The 22,470-nt window shown below is 68.5% G+C and carries 14 protein-coding genes; 6 read left to right on the top strand and 8 right to left on the bottom strand.

The features are described from left to right. Positions 1-42 precede the first annotated feature (42 nt). Positions 43-411, bottom strand: coding sequence for a BON domain-containing protein (locus FHW84_RS01250; protein WP_167252304.1), 369 nt, complete (start codon positions 409-411; stop codon positions 43-45). A 525-nt stretch (positions 412-936) separates the two neighbouring features. On the opposite strand from FHW84_RS01250, the gene FHW84_RS01245 reads away from it, so the two are divergent. Together FHW84_RS01245 and FHW84_RS01240 are read left to right on the top strand one after the other, a co-directional pair. After that, positions 937-3,999, top strand: a complete 3,063-nt coding sequence (locus tag FHW84_RS01245; protein ID WP_343203548.1) for a TonB-dependent receptor — start codon at positions 937-939, stop codon at positions 3,997-3,999. A 178-nt stretch (positions 4,000-4,177) separates the two neighbouring features. Beyond that, positions 4,178-5,344 carry a GGDEF domain-containing protein gene (locus FHW84_RS01240; protein WP_167252302.1) on the top strand — a complete coding sequence of 389 codons (1,167 nt, stop codon included), beginning with the start codon at positions 4,178-4,180 and terminating at the stop codon, positions 5,342-5,344. Positions 5,345-5,875: 531 nt separating this feature from the next. On the opposite strand, the gene FHW84_RS01235 is transcribed toward FHW84_RS01240, so the two are convergent. From FHW84_RS01235 to gshB, 7 genes are all read right to left on the bottom strand, one after another. Then, positions 5,876-12,310: an autotransporter-associated beta strand repeat-containing protein gene (locus FHW84_RS01235; RefSeq protein ID WP_167252301.1), complete on the bottom strand. Its 6,435-nt coding sequence runs from the start codon at positions 12,308-12,310 to the stop codon at positions 5,876-5,878. A gap of 522 nt (positions 12,311-12,832) precedes the next feature. After that, a complete protein-coding gene (locus tag FHW84_RS01230; protein WP_167252300.1) occupies positions 12,833-14,605 on the bottom strand; it encodes a hypothetical protein in 1,773 nt (590 codons plus the stop codon). 126 nt (positions 14,606-14,731) lie between these two features. Continuing rightward, positions 14,732-15,661, bottom strand: a complete 930-nt coding sequence (locus tag FHW84_RS01225) for an aspartate carbamoyltransferase catalytic subunit (protein WP_167252299.1) — start codon at positions 15,659-15,661, stop codon at positions 14,732-14,734. Beyond that, positions 15,658-16,116: a Holliday junction resolvase RuvX gene (gene ruvX, locus FHW84_RS01220; RefSeq protein WP_167252298.1), complete on the bottom strand. Its 459-nt coding sequence runs from the start codon at positions 16,114-16,116 to the stop codon at positions 15,658-15,660. Before ruvX ends, FHW84_RS01225 begins: the two co-directional genes overlap by 4 nt. Next, on the bottom strand, positions 16,113-16,682 hold the full coding sequence (locus FHW84_RS01215; RefSeq protein WP_167252297.1) for a YqgE/AlgH family protein: 570 nt from the start codon (positions 16,680-16,682) through the stop codon (positions 16,113-16,115). Before FHW84_RS01215 ends, ruvX begins: the two co-directional genes overlap by 4 nt. Positions 16,683-16,765: 83 nt before the next feature. Next, a complete protein-coding gene (locus FHW84_RS01210; protein ID WP_167252296.1) occupies positions 16,766-17,626 on the bottom strand; it encodes an energy transducer TonB in 861 nt (286 codons plus the stop codon). Beyond that, a complete protein-coding gene (gene gshB, locus FHW84_RS01205; protein WP_167252295.1) occupies positions 17,623-18,600 on the bottom strand; it encodes a glutathione synthase in 978 nt (325 codons plus the stop codon). The genes FHW84_RS01210 and gshB overlap by 4 nt, the downstream gene beginning before the upstream one ends. Before the next feature lie 330 nt (positions 18,601-18,930). Here gshB and FHW84_RS01200 point away from each other — a divergent pair, with 330 nt between their 5' ends. The 4 genes from FHW84_RS01200 to FHW84_RS01185 all read left to right on the top strand — a co-directional run bounded on the left by FHW84_RS01200 (position 18,931) and on the right by FHW84_RS01185 (position 22,425). Then, complete coding sequence (locus FHW84_RS01200; RefSeq protein WP_269320406.1) at positions 18,931-19,329, top strand: response regulator; 399 nt, start codon at positions 18,931-18,933, stop codon at positions 19,327-19,329. 34 nt (positions 19,330-19,363) lie between these two features. After that, a complete protein-coding gene (locus FHW84_RS01195) occupies positions 19,364-19,735 on the top strand; it encodes a response regulator (RefSeq protein ID WP_167252294.1) in 372 nt (123 codons plus the stop codon). 10 nt (positions 19,736-19,745) lie between these two features. Further along, positions 19,746-20,279 carry a chemotaxis protein CheW gene (locus FHW84_RS01190; protein ID WP_167252293.1) on the top strand — a complete coding sequence of 178 codons (534 nt, stop codon included), beginning with the start codon at positions 19,746-19,748 and terminating at the stop codon, positions 20,277-20,279. Between the two features lie 115 nt (positions 20,280-20,394). Continuing rightward, a complete protein-coding gene (locus FHW84_RS01185) occupies positions 20,395-22,425 on the top strand; it encodes a methyl-accepting chemotaxis protein (protein ID WP_167252292.1) in 2,031 nt (676 codons plus the stop codon). Positions 22,426-22,470 lie beyond the last annotated feature (45 nt).

Genomic DNA, 22,470 nt, shown 5'->3' with positions numbered 1-22,470 from the left:
GTTTCCGCGCGCCCCGCGCTGGCAGGGAGCGGGGCGCGGCGCTTACTTCGCGTTGTCGCTGACGGTGACCCCGCCGGTGTCCACGCTCTTCACGCCTTTGACCTTCTTGGCGATCGCCTCGATCTTGGCTTTCTCGCCCGAGGTGGCGGCGGTGCCGGTGATGGTGACCACGCCGTCGGTGGTGTTCACCGACAGGTCGCCGCTCTTGATGCCCTTGGTGGTGGCCAGCTCCGATTTCACCTTGGTAGTGATCCAGCCGTCGGCGGCCTTGTCCGGCACGGTCTGGTTGCTGGTCGGTTTCTGCGTGGCGCCTGCATCCTGCGCGGCGACCTGGGCCAGCGGCGAGGCGGCGAGCAGCGCGACCAGGGCGGCGGCAGGAAGGGTCTTACGGAACAGGTTGGAAGTCTGCATGGCAACTCTCCTGAGAAAGGGGACGCTGTCCGGGGGAGACAGCCGGACGCGGTGTTTCGAACGTCCGTCATCGATACCAGCAGGTCGGGTGTGAACAGCGCTTCGAAAGCGCGTGGAGACGTTCAGGGCGCGATCGCCAATGCGAAGGTTTCGTGCGCTTGTGCGAGCTGAATCGCAAGCTTTCACGAAGCTTGCATGTCGCGCCGCAGCACGTGCGAATTCTCATTTTGTACAGCGATTTACGGGGTTTTCCGGCCCGCGCATGCGGCGGAATTAGTGACCGGGTGAAAAAAATCGCGTTACAAATTCGTTGAGAATCGTACTTTGTTGCGCTATACAGCCCGCTGCTCTTCGGGGCTGGATGGATACGAGAGGGGGGCTCGTCGAGCCGCATCTGGTTAGCCATCCGGGGGCACGTTTCATTCCTCGGAGCAGGGCCCTTCCCCGGGCTCGCACGACCCACATCCCCGGTCCGCACCCGCTTGCGGATCTTGCGTTGCTAACAAGTTGATGGGAGTACAACCTGTGAGTTACCTCGCTGCTTTCACCAAGCGGCCTAAGGGACGTTCGTCCCTGGCCCTGGCCGTTGCCCTGGCTCTGGCCGGCACCGGCGCCCTGGCTCAGTCCAACATCACCGGCTCGATCTTCGGCCAGGTCGCCCCGCAGTCGGGCAATACCGTCGAGATCAAGAGCGTCGACACCGGCCTGACCCGTTCGGTCACCGTCGACGAGCAGGGCCGCTACCGCTTCAGCTCGCTGCCGACCGGCCGCTACAGCGTGACGCTGAAGAACAACGGCGCCGCCGTCAGCACCCGCGACAACGTCGAGCTGAGCATCGCCGGCGGCACGGAAGTGTCCTTCGGCGCCTCCGCCGCGGCCGCGACCGACGCGAAGAACCTGGACGGCGTCTCGGTGGTGGCCTCGGCCCTGCCGGCCATCGACGTGTCCTCGGTCGACACCCGCACCGTGCTGACCTCCGAGCAGCTGGCCAAGCTGCCGATCGACCGCGACATCGCCGCCGCCGCCATGCTGGCGCCGAGCGTGGTCGCCAACTCCAGCTACGGCGTGCCCAGCTTCGGCGGCGCGGCCTCGTCGGAGAACGCGTACTTCATCAACGGCTACGCCGTGACCAACCCGCTGACCTCGATCGGCTTCACCAAGCTGCCGTTCGACGCGATCGACCAGCAGCAGGTGCTGACCGGCGGCTACGGCGCCGAGTTCGGCCGTTCCACCGGCGGCGTGATCAACATCGTCACCAAGCGCGGCTCGAACCAGACCAAGGGCGGCATCTACACCATCTGGGAACCGGAAGCGCTGCGCGCCAGCCCGCGCAACAACTACTTCCCGCAGACCGGCGCGGCCACCAACGCCGCCACCGACGGCAAGCTGTACCAGTACCGCAACCGCAACCAGTACTGGAAGTCCACCGTCGGCGCGTACATCAGCGGCGCGCTGATCAAGGACCGCCTGTTCTACTACATCGACGCCGAAGTGAACCGCCAGGAAGGCGCCAGCGTCGGTTCGTTCTCGAACTCCGCGGCCTCGGCCTCGAAGATCGGCTACAGCGACTACCAGTACAAGATGCCGCGCTGGACCGCGAAGATCGACTGGAACATCACCGACAACCACATCCTCGAATTCACGGGCGTGTCGGACAAGACCGAGTACACCTCGGATCGCTACGCGTACGACTACAAGACGCTCAGCCACGGCAACACGCAGACCGGCGGCGTCTACACCAAGGACGGCGGCGACCTCTACATCGCCAAGTACACCGGCTACATCACCGACGACCTGACCGTGTCGGCGCTGTACGGCACGCAGAAGATCAACCACGTCCAGACCAACTACGGCTTCAATCCGGCCTGCCCGTACATCTCGGTCGGCTCGAACGCGCAGGCCCCGGGCGTCACCTACAACAGCTGCCAGACCGCGGTCACCTCGACCCTGCCGCTGGACGGCGCGAACGACAAGACCAAGGGCTGGCGCCTGGACATCGAGTACCGCCTCGGTGACCACGACATCCGCTTCGGCTACGACGCGCAGAACGCGAAGTCGTTCACCGGCAAGGAATACGCCGGCGGCTACGCCTGGGTGTACGCCAAGCAGACCAACCCGGCCACCGCGATCGACCCGGGCCTGGGCGTGACCGGTTCGCCGGCTTCGGCGGGCGGCCTGGGCGCGCAGGGCTACTACGTCTACAAGGCGTACAACACCCAGCGTGCCGGCGTGGAAACCGACCAGGCGGCGCAGTTCATCGAAGACCGCTGGCAGGTCAACGATCGCTGGCTGCTCTCCATCGGCCTGCGCAACGAGCAGTTCACCAACTACAACAAGAACGGCGACGCCTACATCAAGCAGCGCCACCAGCTGGCGCCGCGCCTGGGCGCGTCGTGGGACGTGTTCGGCGATTCCAGCCTGAAGGTGTTCGCCAATGCCGGCCGCTACCACCTGGCCGTGCCGAACAACGCCGCCGTGCGCAGCGTGTCCGGTTCGCTGATCAGCAACCAGTACTTCACCTACACCGGCGTGGACCCGGTCAGCGGCGTGCCGCTCGGCCTGAACCCGATCGCGGTGAACCCGGCCAGCCCGTTCATCTGCGCCAGCACCGGCGGCGTGTCGTCCAACAAGGAATGCGGCCAGGCGCCGGATCCGCGCACCGTGGCCGCCAAGGGCCTGCGCGCGCACTTCCAGGACGAGTACATCCTGGGCATGGAGCAGCAGATCTCCCCGACCTTCAATTGGGGCGCGAAGCTGACCTATCGCAAGCTGATGAGCGCGATCGACGACACCTGCATCCAGGCGCTCGGCAACAAGTGCCTCACCTTCAACCCGGGCCGCGGCAACACCTTCATGGTGGCGCAGGCGGACGGCAGCCTGAAGGAAGTGCACCTGAGCCAGAAGGACCTGAACCTGCCGGACCTGAAGCGTAAGTACTACGCGGTGGATCTGTTCGTCGAACACCCGTTCGCCGACAGCTGGTACGGCAAGGTCGAGTACACCTTCTCGCGCAACTACGGCAACACCGAAGGCCAGCTGGCCTCCGACCTGGATACCGGCGCGGGCGGCCAGACCGACGTGTCGCGCACCCAGGACTGGGACCTGCCGCAGCTGATGGTCGGTTCCAACGGCACCCTGCCGAACCACCGCGCGCACCAGGTGAAGGCGTTCGGCTATTACCAGCTGAACCAGGAATGGCGCTTCGGCGCGACCCTGGTCGCCGCTTCGGGCCGCCCGAAGAACTGCACCAGCTTCTACCCGACCGCCGACGCCGGCCTGTACAACAGCTCCACGTACTGGTTCTGCGGCCTGCCGGGCCAGCCTGGCTATGCGATCTCGCCGCGCGGCTCCAAGGGCACCACGCCGTGGACCTACCAGCTGAACCTCAATGCGGCCTACACGCCGGGCTGGCTGGACAACAAGCTGACCCTGCAGCTCGACGTGATCAATGTGCTGAACCGCCAGACGGCGACGATGTACAACTATCGCTACGCGCTGAACCGCACCACGGTGAACCCGCTGTACGGCCGTGAGCTGAACTACACCGATCCGCGCTACTTCCGCGTGACCGCCCGCTACGACTTCTAAGCGGACGGAACGGCCCGGCGCCGCAAGGCTCCGGGCCGGTTTCGGCAGACCGAAGCACGAAGCCACCGGCAGCCGCCGGTGGTTTTTTTTTGCGCAGCGGCCGCGCTTCCCTTTAAGTTCCCGCCAATGCCGCCGCTACAGCGGCCGACCTGCAAGCGCCAGACGGAGCGAGGCTCTCATGCACCTGGACCTTCCCACCCTGATCTTCGTCAGCTTCCTCGCCGCCATCAGCGCGGCGATCGGCTTCACGTCGCTGATGCTGGTGCTGCGCGGACAGGCGGCGCTGCGGGTTTGGGTGGCCAGCCTGTGGGTGTCCACCGCGGGCATCGCGCTGATCTCGCTGCGCGGACAGATTCCGGACTTCATCTCGATCGTGCTGGCCAACGGCGCCATCGCGCTGGCCGGCGCCCTGATGGTGAAGGGCCTGGCCGTGCATATGCAGCGGCGCCTGCGCTGGCGCGCGCCGCTGGCGATCGTGCTGGCCTATGCCGCCGGGATCGCCTGGTTCGCCTATGCGCAGCCGGACCTGCATGTGCGCATCGTGCTGGCGAGCGTGCAGGCGCTGATGTGGAATCTCTGGTCCATCTACCTGCTGCTGCGCCAGGCGCCGCGCGAGATCCGCCTGAGCTGCCGCATCCTGGCGCTGATCCTGGCGGCGGACGCCGTGCTGTTCATGATCCGCCCGTTCGTGCCGCTGAGTCCGGACGCGGGGCAGGACCTGCTGCGTGGCGGCGCGCCGGTGACCATGACCTATGTCGCCGGCATCGTGATCAGCCTCGCCGCCTATTTCGCGCTGCTGCTGCTGATCACCGAGCGCCTGATGGTCGACCTGCGCCGCGCGGCCTCGATCGATGCGCTGACCGGCCTGCTCAACCGCGGCGCCATGCTGGCGGAAGGCCGCCGCGCCTTGGCCGCGAGCGGGCTGCACGGCCAGCCCTTCGCGGTGCTGGCGCTGGACCTGGACCGCTTCAAGCAGATCAACGACCGCTGGGGGCATGAGGGCGGCGATGCGGTGCTGGTGCATGCCGCGGCGGTGCTGCGCGAGGTGGTGGCGTGGCCCGGGCACGCGTCGGGCCGTTATGGCGGCGAGGAATTCCTGCTGACCTTGCCGGGCGCGGACCTGCGGGCGGCGAGCGAGCTGGCGGAGCGGTTGCGCGCGGCGCTGGATGGTTCGTCGGTGATCGTGAACGGGCAGCGCCTTCGGGTGACTACGAGTATCGGGGTTACCGTCGGGGCGGGTGGCGCGAGCTTTGAGCAGCTCGTGTCGTCGGCGGACCGGGCGCTGTATCGCGCGAAGTCGGATGGCCGCAACTGCGTGCGGCACGCGGCGGCTGACATGCTGTAGGCCGGGATCCGGTGGCGGTATCGCTTGGTTGTCGCGTTGGCGCTGGTGGGTCTCGCCTTTGGCGAGTGTTTCGCCCCGCTGCCGCGGGGCGAGTTACTTCTTCTTTGCGTGCCCAAAGAAGAAGTAACCAAGAAGAAAGGGCACCCTGCTTGGCGCCCTCAGCAGCAAAGCTGCTGAGGGTCCGTGAGGGCTGGCCGGGCTTTTTGACAGGGCATCCATGCCCTGATCAAAAAGGCGGGGACATCGTGTCCCCGCCCCCTGCGGGGCCTTTTCGTCCAGCCCTCACCGCCGGCGCCAAGGGACCCGAAGATCAAAAGCAACGGCTACAAGCGGAACGCCGCGGCTGCGCCGCGAGCTCTTCGCTCGATTTTCGCCGTGCCTTGCATCCCCCTCTCCCCTCCGGGGAGAGGGCCGGGGTGAGGGGCCGGGCGGAGCGATGCGCGGAGGGGCGAGAAAGCTCAAAAGCTTTTCTTCTCTTCGCGGAAGCGTCGTCGCGAGCACCCACCCCTCATCTGTCCTGGCCGGCGTTTCTCAGAAGGCGACGTTCACCGTCAGTCGCGCCGACTGATCCCGCGCATCGCTCGCAAACTGCCCGTGATACCCGAGATCCACCGTCACGGCGTGGCCGAGCGGGAAGCGCAACCCAAGATCCAGCACGCCCGCGTTGTTCGCCACCGGCAATCCATACACGTTGAAGCTGTCCGCACCGGCGACGAAGCGCTGGCGGCGCTCCGGCACCGTGTCGCCCCAGGCGTGCTGGTAGCCCACGCCGGCATAGGCGTGCAGGCCGCCCGGCCCCAGCTGCAGCGAGCCGCGCACGCCGCCGATGGCGGCGGTGAGATTGGACGAGCTGCCGTCGACGCTGAGTGCGGCAATGGTGCCGTGCTCGGTGAACGCATCGGTGCGCACGTGCACCTGGCTCAGGTTGACGTAGGGCTCCAGCGTGCCGCGGCCGAACTGGAACACGTAGCCGCCGTCCACGTAGGCCTGCGCGGTGTTGGCGTCGTAGCTGGCCTGCGCCGTGCCGGAGAACGGGCCGAAGGCCATGCGCCGCGTGGTGTCGATCTTCTGCCACGCATAGGCCGCGCCGCCGCGCAGGCGGAAATTGCCCAGGTTCCAGCTGGCGTAGACACCGGCATAGTTGGCCTTCGCATGCGCCGTCGAACCGAGTTCGCGCACGTTGAGGCTGTTCTGCCCGTGGCCGAGCACACCGCCCAGGCGCACGTCGCCGACTTCCGTATCCGCGCCGATCAGCAGGCCGCTGCCGTTGGCGTTCATGTCGTGCGCATTGCCGTCGCTGTCGTGGTCGCCCCAGTGGCCCCACAGCGAGCTCCACACCATGTTGCCGGCGCCCGTCGCGCCTTCGGCACTCTGGCCGCCGTAGTTCGCGCCCAGCAGATGGTTGTTGATGGCGTCGCGCACGTAGTGGCTGTCGTCGAACAGCGCGGTGGTGATGCTGCCGTGCATCTCGCCGGAGAGCTGGTCGAAGGCGTGGCGTGCGCTGTCGGGGTCCAGGCCGAGCAGGGCGTCGATCAGTGGCGAGCTCGGGTCCAGATGATCGAGCGCGCCGGCCGTGCTCTTCTGGTTCTTGGTGTCCGCCACGCTTTCGAAGCTGACGTCGTTGCGCTGCAGCGAGAGATTCACCGCATTGGCGGTGTAGCTGAGCAGCGGGGTGAGGAAGGTCAGGTTGGCGCTGACCGCGCCGAACTGCCCGCTCACGCCCTGTGCGGCGGTGAGGATGGTGTAGTCGGTGCGCGGCGCGTAATTGCCCGGCTGCGCCAGCACCAGCACGCTGCCGCCGAGGATGGAGGCCGTGCCGCCGACCACGATGCGGCTGCTCTGGCCCTGCGGCGTGGCGCCCACCTGGTAGCTGGAGCCGGGATGGAACACCGCATTGCCGGTCACCGTGAGCGTGCCGGTGGTGTTGCCGGGAATCACCGTGCCGGACAGGTCCAGCCCGCCGATGGTGCCGATGCCGCCGAGCGTGGCGCCGCCGTTCACCGTGACGTTGCTGCCCAGGGTGGCGCCGGGATGGCTGTTGTCGCCGACGATCAGCGTGCCGGCGGCGACCGTGGTGGCGCCCGACAATGGATTGACCGTGTCCAGCGTGAGCATGCCGGCGCCGGATTTCAGCAGCGTACCGCTGCCGGACAGCGTGCCGTTGAACGTGCCGTCCGTGCCCTGGTTGAAGATCAGCGAGGCGTTGTCGGTTATATTGCCCTGCAGGCTGGTGCTGTCGCCCTGCAGTGCGCCCGCGCTGATCGTGGTGCCGCCGCTGTAGCTGTTCGCGCCGCTCAGCGTGAGCGTGCCGGCGCCGAGCTTGGTCACCGAGCCGGTGCCGCTGATGACGCCGCCGAAGCTGCCGGCGGCGCCCTGGTTGAAGATCAGCGAGGCGTTATCGGTGATGTTGCCCTGCAGGCTGGTGCTGTCGCCTTGCAGCGCGCCCGCGCCGATGGTGGTGCCGCCGCTGTAGCTGTTCGCGCCGCTCAAGGTAAGCGTGCCGGCGCCGAGCTTGGTCAGCGAGCCGCTGCCGCTGACGGTGCCGGCAAAGGTGCCGTCCGTACCCTGGTTGAAGATCAGCGAGGCGTTGTCGGTGATGTTGCCTTGCAGGCTGGTGGTGTCGCCCTGCAGCGCACCGGCGCTGATGGTGGTGCCGCCGCTATAGGTATTCGCACCGCTCAGCGTCACCGTTCCCGCGCCGAGCTTGGTCAGCGAGCCGCTGCCGCTGACGATGCCGGCGAACGTGCCATCCGTGCCCTGGTTGAAGATCAGCGAAGCGTTGTCGGTGATGTTGCCCTGCAGGCTGGTGGTGTCGCCCTGCAGTGCGCCGGCGCTGATGGTGGTGCCGCCGCTGTAGTTGTTCGCACCGCTCAGCGTGACCGTGCCGGCGCCGAGTTTGGTGAGCGAACCGCTGCCGGTGATGGCGCCGGTGAAGGTGCCATCCGTGCCCTGGTTGAAGATCAGCGACGCGTTGTCGGTGATGTTGCCCTGCAGGCTGCTCGTATCGCCTTGCAGCGCACCCGCACTGATCGTGGTGCCGCCGGTGTAGCTGCTGGCGCCGCTGAGCGTCAGCGTTCCCGCACCGAGCTTGGTCACCGTGCCGGTGCCGGAGAGGCTGCCGGCGAACGTGCCGTTCGCACCCTGATCGAACACCAGCGCCGCGTTGTCGAGGATATTGCCCTGCAGGCTGGCCGCATCGCCCTGCAGCGTGCCCGCGCTGACCGTGGTGCCGCCGCTGTAGGTGTTCGCGCCGGTCAGCACCAGCGTGCCCGCGCCGAGCTTGCTCAGGCCGCCGGTGCCGCCGAGCGCCTGGTTGACGGTGAACACGTTGGCGGCATCGGCGATATCGAAACCGCCGCCCGGCGCGCCGAGCGTGATCGCGCGCGCGGTCGACTGGAATGCCGTGCCGGTCACCTGCAGGATGCCGCCTTCGAAATCCAGGTCCGCACTGGCGGCACCGAGGTTGGCATCGGTGCTGACCGACAAGGTGCCCGCGCTCAGCATGGTGCCCTGCGTGTAGGTGTTGGCGCCGCCGAGCACCAGGGTGCCGGCGCCGGTCTTGTTGAAGCCCAGGCCCGTGAGCGTGTTGTCGACCGTGGCCACCCACGCGGCACTCGCCGCGCTGCCGTCGCCGACGCGGATCTCGCTGAGCGCACCGGGCGTCGGCGCGACCAGGCCGAGCGCGTCGCCGACCAGGTGGAAGCCGTCGTTGGCGAACTGCATGCCCAGCGCCGTCACCGCGCCGCCGGTGTTGTCGACCGTGACCGTGCCGGCGTCGCCGCCGAAGATGGCGAAGGCATCGGCCGGTTGGCGCGAGGAAGTCACCGCGCCCACGGCATCCGTCCAGTTCGCCTGCGGAACCGACCAGATGCCGCTGCCGCCGCCCATGCGCGTGCTGTTGGCCAGGCCGTTGGCGTTCCAGAAATTCAAGGTCAGGCCGTTGGTGTTGATCAGGTTGATCTGCTTGCTGGCGGTGAGGTTCTGGATGGTGAAGCCCGAGGGCGGCGCGATGCCGCCATTGGTTTCGGTCAGCGTGCCGCCGTAGGTGAACAGGTTGTACAAGCCGGGGCCGAAGCCGCCGGCATCGATGGGATTGAGCGTGGCGCCGTTGATGGCGAGGTTGCCGTTGACCGCCACGTTGTGGCCGGTGCCGGGCGTGGTGAAGTCCGGGCCGGGTGCGCCGAAGGAGAAGTCGAGCACGCTGCCTTGCGCCAGGGTGAGGTTGCTGTTCACCGTCAGCGAACCGGTGGGATTGCCCGGCGCGAGATGGCCGCCGTTCTGCACGGTGACGCTGCCGGCGACGGTGCCGAAGCCGCCGAGCGAAGCGCCGCTGGCCACGCTCACGTCGCCGCCGATGGAGGCACTGGCATGCGCGGCATCGCCGACCGTCAGGCTGCCGCCCTGCACGGTGGTCAGGCCGGTGTAGGTGTTCACGCCGTTGAGCACGAGTGCGTTGGCGGTATTGGTCAGGCCGCCGGTGCCCTGGATCACGCCATCGAAACTGCCGCCGCCGCTGCCGCCCACGCTGAGCGTGTTGGTGCCGAGATTGACGGTGCCGCCGGCGCCGGCCAGCGCGCCGATGGTCTTGTTGCCGCCGGCGGAGATATCGAAGGTGCCGCCCGCGCCCAGCGTCAGCGCGCTGCCGCCGGCGAGCGCGCCGCCCACGCCCAGCGCCAGCGTGCCATTGAGGATGCTGGTGCCGCCGCTATAGGTGTTGGCGCCGGTGAGGGTTTGCGTGCCGCTGCCGTTGATCGTCACCGAGCCGGTGCCGCTGATGGTGCCGGCGAAGCTGCTGCTGCCGGCGGGGGCGAGAGTCAACGCATTCGCGCCCAACGCCACCGAACTGCCGGCCACGCCGGAGAGATTGGCAAGGCTCTGCGCGCCGGCGGCGGAGAGATCGAGCGTGGCGCCCGGTGCTGCCAGGCTGACCGCGCCGCTGGGCGCAAGCGCGCCGCCGGCGCCCAGCGCCAGCGTGCCGGCGCCGACGGTGGTGCCGCCGGTGTACGTGTTCACGCCGCTCAGGGTCAGCGTGCCGGCGCCTAGCTTGAGGATGCCGCCAGTGCCGCCGATGGTGCCGGCGAAGCTGCTGCCGGCCGCATCGCCCAGGGTCAGCGTGTTTGCGCCCAGCGCGACCTGGGTGCCGGCCACACCGGACAGCGCGCCGATGGTCCGGCTGGAGGTGGCGCCGCTGATATCGAAGCCGCTGCCGGCATTGTTGAGCGCCACCGCGCCGGTGGCGGCGAGCGTGCCGGTCCCGCTGAGCGCCAGCGTGCCCGCATTGATCGCGGTGCCGCCGGTAAAGGTGTTGGCGCCGGCCAGGGTCAGCGTGCCTGCGCCTTGCTTGGCGATGCCGCCGGTGCCGCCGATCGCGCCGGCGAACGTGCTGTTGGCGCTGTCGCCGAGCGTGAGCGTGCGCGCGCCCAGTGCGATCGTGGTGCCGGTGCCGCCGCTCAGCATGCCGATGGTGCGATTGCCGCTGGCGCCGGAGATATCGAAGCCGGAACCTGCGTTCTGCAGATTGACCGCGCCGCCGGCCACCAGCGCGCCGTTGCCGCTGAGCGCGAGGGTGCCGGCGTTGATGGTGGTGCCGCCGGTGTAGATCTCGGCGGCGCTCAGGCTCACCGTGCCCGTGCCGCTCTTGGTCAGCGCACCGGTGCCGGACAGCACGCCGGACAAGGTGAAGTCGTTGCCGCCGGTGACGGTGAGGCCGCCGGCGTTGAGCAGCACCGCCTTGCTCAGCGTCGAGCCGGCGGTGCTGGCGGCGAGGCCGCCGCCATTGGAAGCGATGCTGGCAGCGCTGCCGAAGTTGGCGTCGGCGTCGAACTGGGCCACGCCGCCATTGAGCACGGCGTCGCCGCTGACCAGGGCGCCGGACAGGCTCCAGGTGCCGCTGTTCACGATCAGGTGCTGGAAATTGACGTAGGTGCCGGAGGCGGCGCTACCCGTGCCGGTGGCGCCGGAACCCGGCCCGGCCACCACGTTCTGCAAGGTCAGCGTGTTGTTGCCGCCAGCGCCGCCGTCGATCTGCCCGGTGGGCGCGAAGTTGAGATTGATGCCGAGCACGCCGAGCAGGTTCAGGCCCAGGCTGCCGCCGGCGTTGACGTTGGAGCCGGTCACCGCGGTGAAGGTATTGGTGCTGTTGGTGCCCATCGACACGCTGCCGCTGATGGTGCCGGCGTTGATGTACGTGTTGCCCGCGGCGGAGCTTTCGAACGCGGTGCGGCCGGTGACGGTGCCGGTGTTGGTGAAATTGACCTGCGCGCCGCCGTAGGCAGCCACCACCGGTGCATCGGAGCCGAGCAAGGTGACGCCGAGCAGGGCGGAGGAACCGATGCTGCCGGAGTTGGTAATGGTGGTGGTGCCGCCACCGCCATTGCGCACGGCCAGCGCCATGCCGGTGAGGTCGGCCAGGTTCAGGCCGAGCAGCCCGGTGGTGCCCTTCATCGTGCCCTGGTTGCTCACGGTCACGGTGCTGCCCGGAATGGAGGCGCCGAGATTCGGATTGCCGATCACCGTGCCCGAGGACAAGAGGCTGAGCAGTCCGAGCAGGGACGGATCGATGGTGCCGGCGTTGTTGAGCGTGGTGCCGTTGCCGGTCAGCGACATCGCGGTGCCGCCCAGGCCGAGCAGCACGCCGGTGGAGCCGCCGGCGTTGACGTTGACGGTGAGGTTGTCGGCGCTGCTGGCGTACGAAGGCGCCAGCGGATTGGCCGCGCCCGAGCAGGTGACGGTGGCGCCGTTGGTGGGATTGATCGGCGAGCAGGCGGCCATGGCCGATGGCGGCGGCACGGCGGCGCAGGCGGCGAGGCAGGACAGCGCGAGCAGGCGGCGCGCGGGCAGGCGGCGCGTTCCTCCCGGCGGAACCGCGGCGCGTGGTGCATCAGCCAGTTCGGAGGCGACTTGACCGTGACCATCGAAAACCACACACAGCGTACGGTTCCAGACGAGCCGGTAAATGCGATTCATGTTGTACCCCTGTCGAGTGAGCCGGTGCCGGGCGGCTGTACTGCGTGTTGACGGGGCTCTCCTATGAGCCCCGGACGTGCAGCACGCGCATTCGCGGACGGTGCCGGACGGGCCGGCGGTCGCTGCGGTGCGCGTGAAAGGGGGTGGCTGGAATCAGCCGGTAAGGTTCAGTGCGGCGAGGTGTGGCGGGGCGGAGCGTCGTTCCACAAAGCGATGACCATCTGACACCTCCTGTGCAATGGACCGGGACGAACTGCGCTGGTCTGCCGTGGCGATCGCGCCCCCTGTGGATGCGATGCCCCGGCGATTCTATGGGGGCCAAATGTTGAATGGCGGTGAAAATACGCCCGGCCGGAGAAAAATGAAACGGGGTGTCAAGGCACGCCGGCGTTCCAACAGAAACGGGGCGCCAAGGCGCCCGGCGTTCCAAAAAGAAACGGGGCGCCAAGGCGCCCCAGGATTCCAAAAGAAACGGGGCGCCAAGGCGCCCCGTTTGTTCTCGAATCGCCGGTGGATGGCGAATTACTTCAGCTCGGTCTGCGTGGTCATCACCATGCCGCCGGCTTCCACGTGCACCTCGCCGCTGATCGACTTGATGCGCTCGGCCTGCTGGCGCATGGTCTCGAACTGCGCCTTGGCGCGTTCGGCCGCGGCCTGGGCCTTGGCGGTCTCTTCCTTGTTGGCGTCGTCGCCGTCCTCGTGGTTCATGGAATCGGTCAGCTCCTTGAGGCGGTCCGACTTCTCTTCCATGGCCTTGATCCAGGACACGTACATGTCGCCGCTCAGGTGCACGCGGCCCATCTGGCCGGCGTCGCCGGTGGGGGCCTTGAGCATGGCGCCGAGCTTGGCGTCCTGGCCTTCGCCGATGGCCATGGCCAGGGCCTTGTCGCCCATCGCCAGCCATACCGGCTGGCCGAGCGCGGCGGTCATGTCCGGCGGCAGCGCCACCGGCTTGCCGTCGGGCGTGAGCTTGAGCTGGGCCAGGGCCGGCGAGGCCATGCTGCCCATCGCGGCCAGGCCGGCCGGATTGGTGGTGCCGACCAGCACGCGGCCGGTGAACTTCGGCGTGGCGCTGCTGGCGTCGAAGCTGTCCAGCGACACGCGCAGGCCCAGCAGGTCGCCGAACGGCGGCATCGCGGCCTGCTGCGCCACCTGGCCCAACTTGGCGAAGCCTTCGTTGAGGTTGGCCAGCGAGGCGCAGCCGAACGGCTTGGCCGCCACGGCCTCGGCCTGGGCGGCCCAGAACGTGCGCAGCGTGCCGACCGGCAGGGCCAGGCTCATGTCCATCGGCGCGTCGGCGGCTACGCCCAGGCCCGGCAGCTCGACCTTGAGGCCGGTGAAGGCCTTGGTCACGTCGTCGGCCAGGGCCACGTCCCAGCGCAGGTCCTGGTGCTTGGGATCGAGCTTGGTGTAGCCGAAGCTCATCGCCGGCACGCGGCCGGCGATGCGCACGGCGTCGGCTTCGCAGGCCGGCGAGATGCCCGGCTGGGTCGCCACCGGCTCGCCGGTCTTGGCCGATTCGGCCTGCTGGTGCGCCTTGTACATGGCGGCGAACAGCGGGTCCTTGCCGCTGGCGGCCAGCGGCAGCAGGCGGGCGAGGTCGACCTGGCCCACGGCCCAGGGCTTGTAGCCCTTGTCCTTGGCCAGCTGTTCCAGGCGGCCGTCGTCCTGCAGGTTCTTGGCCGGGCGGTCCAGGCCCAGCGCCTGGCGCAGCAGCGGCTGCGGCGCGTCGGCCGGCAGCACCGCGGCCACCGCCTGCTTGCCGACCACGGCCAGGATCACCTGGGTGCCGGCCTCGGCGGAGGCATGCTTGCGGTAGGTGACGCCGCCTTCGGTGGCGGTGTCGAGCTTCTTGCCGTAGGCGGTTTCCAGGCGGCCGATGAAGGCGTCGAAGGCCTTGCCGTCGGCCAGCTCGAAGCGCATCACCGGGGCCAGCCCCAAGCCGTAGATGGCCGAATGGCCCTTCATGTTCACGCCGACGTTCTGCGCGAACGCCCCGATGCTCTTGCCGTCGAGTTCGGCGATGAAGGCCTTGAGCAGGTTGGCCGTGTCGGCGTCCTTCTCCTTCAGGTCCTCGGCGGCGGCCTTCAGCTGGGCCAGCTGGCCCGGCAGCTGGGCGTCGGCCTGCGCGATCAGCGCATTGCGGGTGTCCTCGTCCAGCACCTCCAGGTTGGCCACCACGTACGGCGTATCCGCCGGTACGAAGGCCAGCGGGGCGTCCTTGTCCTTGTGGCCGCAGGCCGCCAGCAGCACGCCGGCGACAGCCAGCGCCAGGTAGCGCTTACTCACTCGCATGTCGATTCCCTGAGATAGATAGAAGAAGGTGTAGCGCCGCGCATTATGCCCGTTTCGCCCGGCACTTGCGGGCGAAACAGTGGGCATTCCCGGGCGTTCGGGGAGGGGCGGCGCCCTACGCGGGGCTTACGGGCGCGCCAGCATCTCGGCCAGCACGGCCATGCGCACGAACACGCCGTTGCCGACCTGCTCCAGGATGCGCGACTGCGCCCCGTCGGCCACCTCGGAGCTGATCTCGATGCCGCGGTTGAGCGGGCCCGGGTGCATCACCAGGGCATTGCGCGCGGCGCGCGCCAGGCGGCGCGCGTCCAGGCCGTAGCGCTTGAAGTAGTCGGCCTCGTCCTGCAGGTCGGTGGCGGCCATGCGCTCCTTCTGCAGGCGCAGCATGATCACCACGTCGGCGCCTTCCACCGCCTGGTCGAAATCGGTGAAGCGCTGGCAGTGCGGCATCTCGTGCTCGGTGGGCATGAGCGCGGCCGGGGCGCACAGGCGGATGTCGCGCACGCCCAGCGCGGCCAGCGCGTGCACGTCCGAGCGCGCCACGCGCGAGTGCTTCACGTCGCCGCAGATCACCACGCCCAGGTTCTCGAACTCCGGCCGGTGCTGGCGGATGGTCAGCATGTCCAGCAGGCCCTGGGTGGGGTGGGCGCGGTTGCCGTCGCCGGCATTGACCACCGACACGCCGCTCATGGCGTGGCGCACCAGCTCGTCCGGCGTGCCGGAGATCTTGTGGCGCACGATGATCGCGTCCAGGTGCATGGCTTCCAGCGTGTGCAGGGTGTCGTACAGCTCCTCGCCCTTGCTGGTGGAGGAGAAGCCGATGTCGAAGTTGATGACGTCGGCGCCGAGCCGGCGCGCGGCCAGCTCGAACGAGGTGCGCGTGCGCGTGGACGGCTCGAAGAACAGGTTCAGGATGGTGCGCCCGCCCAGCAGGTCCAGCTTGCGCGTGCCGTGCGCGCAGGCGTCGCGCATGGCGACGGCGCGGTCGAGCAGGCGCTCGATGGTGGCGCGCGGCATGTTTTCGAGCGTGGTGAGGTGGCGCAGGCGAGGTGTCATGGCGGGGGCGGATCGGCAAGGGTGGAAGTGGCGTCGGCTGGCTGGGCCAGCCAGCGCTCCAGGATCACCGCGGCGGCTTCGGCGTCGATGGCGCTGGCGTCGCGGCGTTTCTTCAGGCCCGCGGCGCGGGCGCCGGCGAAGCGGCGGGCCGCTTCCTGCGAGCTGTGGCGTTCGTCGATCAGCGCGACCGGCAGCGCATAGCGCTGGCCCAGCCGCTCGGCCAGGCGGCGCGCGCCGCGGCTGGCGGCCTGTTCCTCGCCTTCGAGCGTCAGCGGCAGGCCGATCACCAGGGTGTCGGGCTGCCATTCGCGGCGCAGGGCGTCGAGCTTGTTCCAGTCCGGTTCGCCGTCGCGCACCGGCACCACGGCCAGGGCGCGGGCCAGGCCGGTGAAACGGTTGCCGACCGCGACGCCGAGCAGCCGGCTGCCGTAGTCGAAACCGAACACACAGCTCATGCGTGACCCACGTAGCCCGGCAACTGCAGCGGATTGACCCCGACCAGGCCGGCGGCGGCGCTCCAGCGTTCCTCCAGCGGGGTGTCGAACACGATGCGCTCGCTCGCCTCCACGGTGAGCCAGCTGTTGTCTTTCAGCTCCTGCTCCAGCTGGCCGGCGCTCCAGCCGGCGTAGCCCAGCGCCATCAGCGCCTGGCGCGGACCGGTGCCCGCCGCGATGGCGATGAGGATGTCGCGCGAGGTGGTCACCGACCAGTGGTCGTTGATGCGGTAGCTGGATTCCCAGTGGCCTTCCTCGCGATGCAGCACGAAGCCGCGCTCCTGCTGCACCGGGCCGCCGATCAGCACGGGCAGGTCGGAGACTTCCGGGTCGTCGCATTCGAGTTTCATCTGCCGGAGCACGTCGCCCAGGCGGTACTCGGAGAGCTGGTTGACCAGCAGCCCCACCGCGCCATCTTCGTCGTGCTGGCAGATGAAGGCCACGCCGCGCGAGAACGGCGGTTCGGCCAGGCTGGGCATGGCGATCAGGAAATGACCGGCGAGAGACGAGGGAGGGACGGCGCTCATGCCCCGCATTGTAAGCGCAGGGGGTGCCGGTAGGGTGAGGACGAGGTTGGCGGAACGTGCAGCCGCGGACAGGCGGGGCCGTTTCAGCGCGTATGCAGCACGTTGTCTTCCTGGAACTGCCAGGTGCGCGTGATGTGCAGTTCGTCCACGCGCTCGCCGCCCTGCGGCAGCGGCGGGAACGGCGCAGCCAGGCGCACGATGCGCTCGGCGGCCTTGTCCAGCAGTTCCTGGCCGGAGCTGCTGATCACTTCGATGTCCATCACCTTGCCGTCGCGGTCCAGGGTCACCGTGAGCAGCACGTCGCCGTGCAGCTTCTGGCGGCGCGCGGCGTCGGGATAGTTGAGATTGCCCACGCGCTCGATCCGGTCCACCCAGTTGCGCATGTAGCCGGCGTAGGCGTACTCGCTGGTGTTGGAGGAGATGAACTTCTTCTTGGGGCGCTTGGCGTAGGCCTCCTGGATGCGCCGCTTCTCGGCCGCCAGCTGGGCGGCTTCCATCTGCACGCGGTCGGCGTCGGAGGCCGGCAGCGCGCTGTCGCTGCGCTGCGGCTGGGCGCTGTCGGAGTTCACGCTGAAGCGGCTGTTGCCGGTAGTGGTGAGCAGGCGGTCCTGGGTGGCGTCCTGCGGGCGCGCCGCGGTGGCCTGCTGGGCGCGCTCGGCCACGCCGGGGTCCGGCTTGGGCAGCGGGCCGGAGAACGGCTGCGACGGGCGCGCCGCCTTGTCCTGCTCGCCGCCGCCGCGGTTGCTGGCCTGGGCCAGGAAGTCGGCCTGCTCGGGCTTCTCGCGGTTGGCCACGTCCACCAGGGTCACGTCCAGCGTGGGCAGGGCCGGCTTCGGCTTCACGTAGCCGAAGGTGATGCCCAGCAGCAGCACGCCGTGCAGCAACAGCGAGAACAGCAGGGTGGCGCCGATCAGGTCGGCGCCCCGGGGTGCGGGTTGACTCACGCGGAACGCTTTCCGTGGATGTGGTGTTCGATGACGTCGAACAGCTGGCCGCAGATATTAAGCCCGAACTGCTTGTCCAGTTCGCGCGCGCAGGTTGGCGATGTGACGTTGATCTCAGTGAGGTAGTCGCCGATCACGTCCAGCCCCACGAACCACAGGCCGCGCCTGCGCAGCTCCGGTGCCACCTGCGCGACGATCCAGCGGTCGCGCTCGGTCAGCGGCACGCCCTCGCCGCGGCCGCCGGCGGCCAGGTTGCCGCGGAATTCGTCGCCCTGGGGAATGCGTGCGAGCGCATAGGGCACCGCCTCGCCGTCCACCACCAGGATGCGCTTGTCGCCCGCGCTGATCTGCGGAATGAACTTCTGCGCCATCACGAACTGCGCCTGGGCGCTGTGCAGGCCGCCGCTGAGCAGGGTTTCCAGCATCGAATTGAGATTGCTGTCGCCGGCGCGCACGCGGAAGATGCCGCGCCCGCCCATGCCGTCCAGCGGCTTGAGCACCACCTCGCCGTGCTCGGCCACGAAGCGGCGCAGGTCGGCCTTGTCGCGGGACAGCAGGGTGGGGGCCATGCACTGGCCGAAGTCCAGCGCGTACATCTTCTCGTTGCAGTCGCGCAGCGCCTGCGGGTCGTTCACCACCATCACGCCGGCGCGCTGGGCCAGCGACAGCACCATGGTGTCGTAGATGAACTGGGAGTCGACCGGCGGGTCCTTGCGCATCAGCACCACGTCCACCCCGGCCAGCTCCTGCCAGCGCGCCTCGCCCAGGCTGAACCAGCCGGACGGGTCGTCCTTCACGGTCAGCGGGGCCAGCCGGGCCCAGGCGCGGCCGTCGCGCACGGCCAGGTCGCCCTGTTCCATGTACAGCAGCGCATGGCCGCGGCGCTGGGCTTCCAGCAGCATGGCGAAGGTGGTGTCCTTGGCGATCTTGATGGCGCGGATGGGATCCATCAGCACGGCGACCGAAAGGGCCATCGTCATTCTCCGGTAGTGGGTGCCCCGTAGACTGGCGCGTTCTTGCCGGGCCGGCGGCGCACCAGGTCGATCGGGTGGGAAGACGCGCATGTTCGCCGAGCCGCGTCACGGCCGGCAAGCTATGTGAAGTCGTGCCGCACGGCTCAACCGCGAGGAATTTGGCTTGACGCCACGGCGGGCAGGCGGTAAACAGCACGGACAATCGTCCGCCCACGAGCGGATGAATAGGTGGGCAATCTTGCGGGATTCTTTTCGTCCACATGGAGCCGACGGCCCTGGCGCTGTCGGCTTCGTGTCTACCTGAGCCTGGGGCGGGTCACAGGGGGGTGTGTGAACTTGAACATAAGTGGAAATGGCCTGGCCGGTCTGAAGGTCATGGTGATCGACGACTCGAAAACGATCCGTCGCACGGCGGAAACCTTGCTGAAGAAGGAAGGTTGCGACGTGCTCACGGCCGTCGACGGGTTCGAAGCGCTCGCCAAGATCTCGGACCAGAAGCCCGCCATCATCTTCGTCGACATCATGATGCCGCGCCTTGACGGTTACCAAACCTGCGCGCTCATCAAGAACAATCCGCAATTCCGGTCGACGCCCGTGATCATGCTGAGCTCGAAGGATGGCCTGTTCGACAAGGCCCGCGGCCGCATCGTCGGCGCCGAGCAGTATCTGACCAAGCCGTTCACGCGCGACGAACTGCTTGGAGCCATCCATCGCCATGTCACGGTGTAAGACCACCATCGACTACAGGGGCTGAGGGGGACCTGTGGCCAATATTCTCATCATCGACGACTCGCCGACCGACGTGCGCGTGTTCACCACGCTGCTGGAGCGCGCCGGGCATACGGTCGATTCCGTCAACAACGCCGAGGAGGGCATCGAGCGCGTGCGCTCGGAACTGCCCGCCCTGGTCATCATGGACGTGATCATGCCCGGCATGAACGGGTTCCAGGCCACGCGCACGCTGACGCGCGACCCTGTGACCAAGGATGTGCCGATCGTGATGATCACCACCAAGTCCATGGAGACCGACCGCGTGTGGGGTTTGCGCCAGGGCGCCCGCGCCTTCATCACCAAGCCGGTGAACGAGAAGGAGCTGCTGGCGTGCATCAACGATCTGCTGCCCAACGCGGCCTGAGGTCTACCCGATGAGCCAGACCTTGTCCCCGTTCGAGATCCTCGCGCGCTACGAGCGGCTGTCGCTGACCCATGCTTCGGATACGCCCGAGAAGCTGGAAGCGCCCGGCCTGTGGCGCGGCATCGGCTACCGCGTGGGTTCGCGCCTGTTCGTCAGCGGCATCGACGAGATCAGCGAACTGCTCGCCGTGCCTTCGCTGACCCCCGTGCCCGGCACCCAGGCCTGGCTGCTGGGCGTGGCCAACGTGCGCGGCAACCTGGTGCCGGTGGTGGACCTGGGGCGCTTCCTGTTCGCCGAGCGCACCCTGCACACCGAGCGCAGCCGCCTGCTGGTGGTGCGCCAGGGCGCCGGCAGCGTGGCGCTGCTGGTGGACGAGGTGTTCGGCCAGCGCACGGTGGATACCGAAGCGCGCCGGGCGGCCGAGCAGGAAGACGATCCGCGCCTGTCGCGCTTCGTCGAGGAAAGGGTAGGAGAACCCCGGCTGGCGGTTTTCAGCATGGGACGCCTGGTGCGTGCCCCGGACTTCCGCCAGGCCGCGGCCTGAGGCAGTAACCGGTAGTGAGTAGGACCGGTGCCGGGTCGCGGCCGGATTGACGGGCTTTGAAATTCCCAACCGATGCCGCAACGACGGCGTGGCGTAGACGGGTGAGGTAACGCACATGAGCACTACAGGGGGCGTCGGCAAGGAGCGGGGCTATACCGGCCTCATCGTCTTGCTGGTGGTCGCGATCGGCTTCGCGGCGCTGGACTTCTTCATGCTTAACGCGAAGAACGGCGAGGACCGCCAGGCCATCGGCCTGACCACGCAGATCCAGGTGTTGTCGCAGCAGACCGCCAAGTACGCGCTGGAGGCGTCGGACGGCAACGTCGACTCCTTCAAGGAGCTGGAAACCAATCGCAACGCGATCGATTCCGCGGTCCAGCGCCTGAATGCCGGCGACACCAAGAGCGGCATGAAGGCCTATGCCGACAACAGCGCCTCCCCGGCCGGCCGCGCGGTGGCCGCGCTGAGCAATGCCTGGAAGCAGCTGGACGCGGACATCGGCAAGATCCTGTCGAACAAGGCCCTGGTGCTGGATTCGGCCCAGCGCGCCGGCACCCTGTCGCGCGAACTGCCCGTGCTGAACTCCAGCATGGAGCAGGTGGTGAACATCCTGCAGCAGCGCGGTGGCAGCGCCGAGCAGACCTACACCTCGGCGCGCCAGATGCTGCTGGCCGACCGCATGATCCGACGCGTGCAGGAGATCCTGCAGGGCGGCGACGCCTCGCAGCCGGCGGCCGACGGCCTGGCCCGCGACGGCCAGCTCTACGGCGGCGTGCTCAAGGGCCTGCAGGAAGGCAACGCCGAAGTCGGCGTGCGTTCGATGAACGACGCCAACGCCCGCAAGATCCTGGGCGACATGCAGATCAAGTGGGACAGCCTGCAGGACCCGGTGACCAAGCTGGTCGGCGCGGCCGGCAACCTGTCCGAAGTGAAGCGCGCGGGCAACCAGGCTTCGCTGGATTCGCAGAACGTGCTGCTGCGCGCGAACGAACTTTCGGAGCAGATTGGCAAGCTGCCGCTGCGCCGCCTGTTCCCGAACGTGTGGTGGGGCGTGCTGGGCGCCGGCGGCGCCGCCGCCTTCGCCGTGCTGCTGGTGTTCACCCTGGTCCGCGACCAGCGCCGCCGCTTCCAGGAATCGGCCGAGCTGAACCAGCGCAACCAGGAGGCGATCATGCGCCTGCTGGACGAAATGGGCTCGCTCGCGGAAGGCGACCTGACGGTGAAGACCACCGTCACCGAGGACATCACCGGCGCCATCGCCGACTCGGTGAACTACGCCATCGACGAGCTGCGCACCCTGGTGACCACCATCAACGAGACCTCCGAGCAGGTGTCGTCGTCGGCGCAGGAAACCCAGACCACCGCGCGCCACCTGGCCGACGCGGCGCAGAGCCAGGCGGCGCGCATCAGCACGGCCACCTCGGCGATCAACCAGATCGCCAGCCTGATGGACAACGTGTCGAAGGACTCCGCCGAATCGGCCGACGTGGCCGAACGCTCGGTGCGCATCGCCTCGCGCGGCGCCGAAGTGGTGCGCGAGACCATCTCCGGAATGGACTCGATCCGCGACCAGATCCAGGAAACCTCCAAGCGCATCAAGCGCCTGGGCGAGTCCTCGCAGGAAATCGGCTCGATCGTGGAACTGATCAACGACATTGCCGAGCAGACCAACATCCTCGCGCTGAACGCCGCCATCCAGGCGGCCTCGGCGGGCGAGGCGGGCCGCGGCTTCGCGGTGGTGGCGGACGAAGTGCAGCGACTGGCCGAACGCTCGGCCAGCGCGACCAAGCGAATCGAAACGCTGGTGCAGGCGATTCAGTCCGACACCAACGAAGCGGTCAACTCCATGGAGCAGACCACCGCCGAAGTGGTGGCCGGCGCCCGCAAGGCCGAGGACGCGGGCAGCGCGCTGGGCGACATCGAACGCGTGTCGCACGATCTGTCCGCGCTGATTCAGAACATCTCGGCCGCGGCGCGCGAGCAGTCCATCGCGGCGACGGACATCTCGCAGTCGATGAACGCGATCCAGGAAATCACTTCGCAGACCTCGCAGGGCGCGAGCCAGACGGCCGAGTCGATCGGCTACCTGGCCCAGCTGGCCAGCGATCTGCGGCGCTCGGTGGCGCACTTCAAGCTGCCGGGCTGACGACAAGAAACAGGTACGGGCGCGCGCATTCCCATGAGCGCGTCC

The organism is Dyella sp. SG562, assembly GCF_011759495.1.
Lineage (GTDB): Bacteria > Pseudomonadota > Gammaproteobacteria > Xanthomonadales > Rhodanobacteraceae > Dyella_D > Dyella_D marensis.
This window is presented reverse-complemented; position numbering and strand designations above follow the sequence as displayed.

Coding starts and splice junctions, on each gene's coding strand:
- FHW84_RS01250 (WP_167252304.1), bottom strand. CDS start 411: ATGCAGACTTCCAACCTGTTCCGTAAGACCCTTCCTGCCGCCGCCCTG.
- FHW84_RS01240 (WP_167252302.1), top strand. CDS start 4,178: ATGCACCTGGACCTTCCCACCCTGATCTTCGTCAGCTTCCTCGCCGCC.
- FHW84_RS01235 (WP_167252301.1), bottom strand. CDS start 12,310: ATGAATCGCATTTACCGGCTCGTCTGGAACCGTACGCTGTGTGTGGTT.
- FHW84_RS01230 (WP_167252300.1), bottom strand. CDS start 14,605: ATGCGAGTGAGTAAGCGCTACCTGGCGCTGGCTGTCGCCGGCGTGCTG.
- FHW84_RS01225 (WP_167252299.1), bottom strand. CDS start 15,661: ATGACACCTCGCCTGCGCCACCTCACCACGCTCGAAAACATGCCGCGC.
- ruvX (WP_167252298.1), bottom strand. CDS start 16,116: ATGAGCTGTGTGTTCGGTTTCGACTACGGCAGCCGGCTGCTCGGCGTC.
- FHW84_RS01215 (WP_167252297.1), bottom strand. CDS start 16,682: ATGAGCGCCGTCCCTCCCTCGTCTCTCGCCGGTCATTTCCTGATCGCC.
- gshB (WP_167252295.1), bottom strand. CDS start 18,600: ATGGCCCTTTCGGTCGCCGTGCTGATGGATCCCATCCGCGCCATCAAG.
- FHW84_RS01190 (WP_167252293.1), top strand. CDS start 19,746: ATGAGCCAGACCTTGTCCCCGTTCGAGATCCTCGCGCGCTACGAGCGG.
- FHW84_RS01185 (WP_167252292.1), top strand. CDS start 20,395: ATGAGCACTACAGGGGGCGTCGGCAAGGAGCGGGGCTATACCGGCCTC.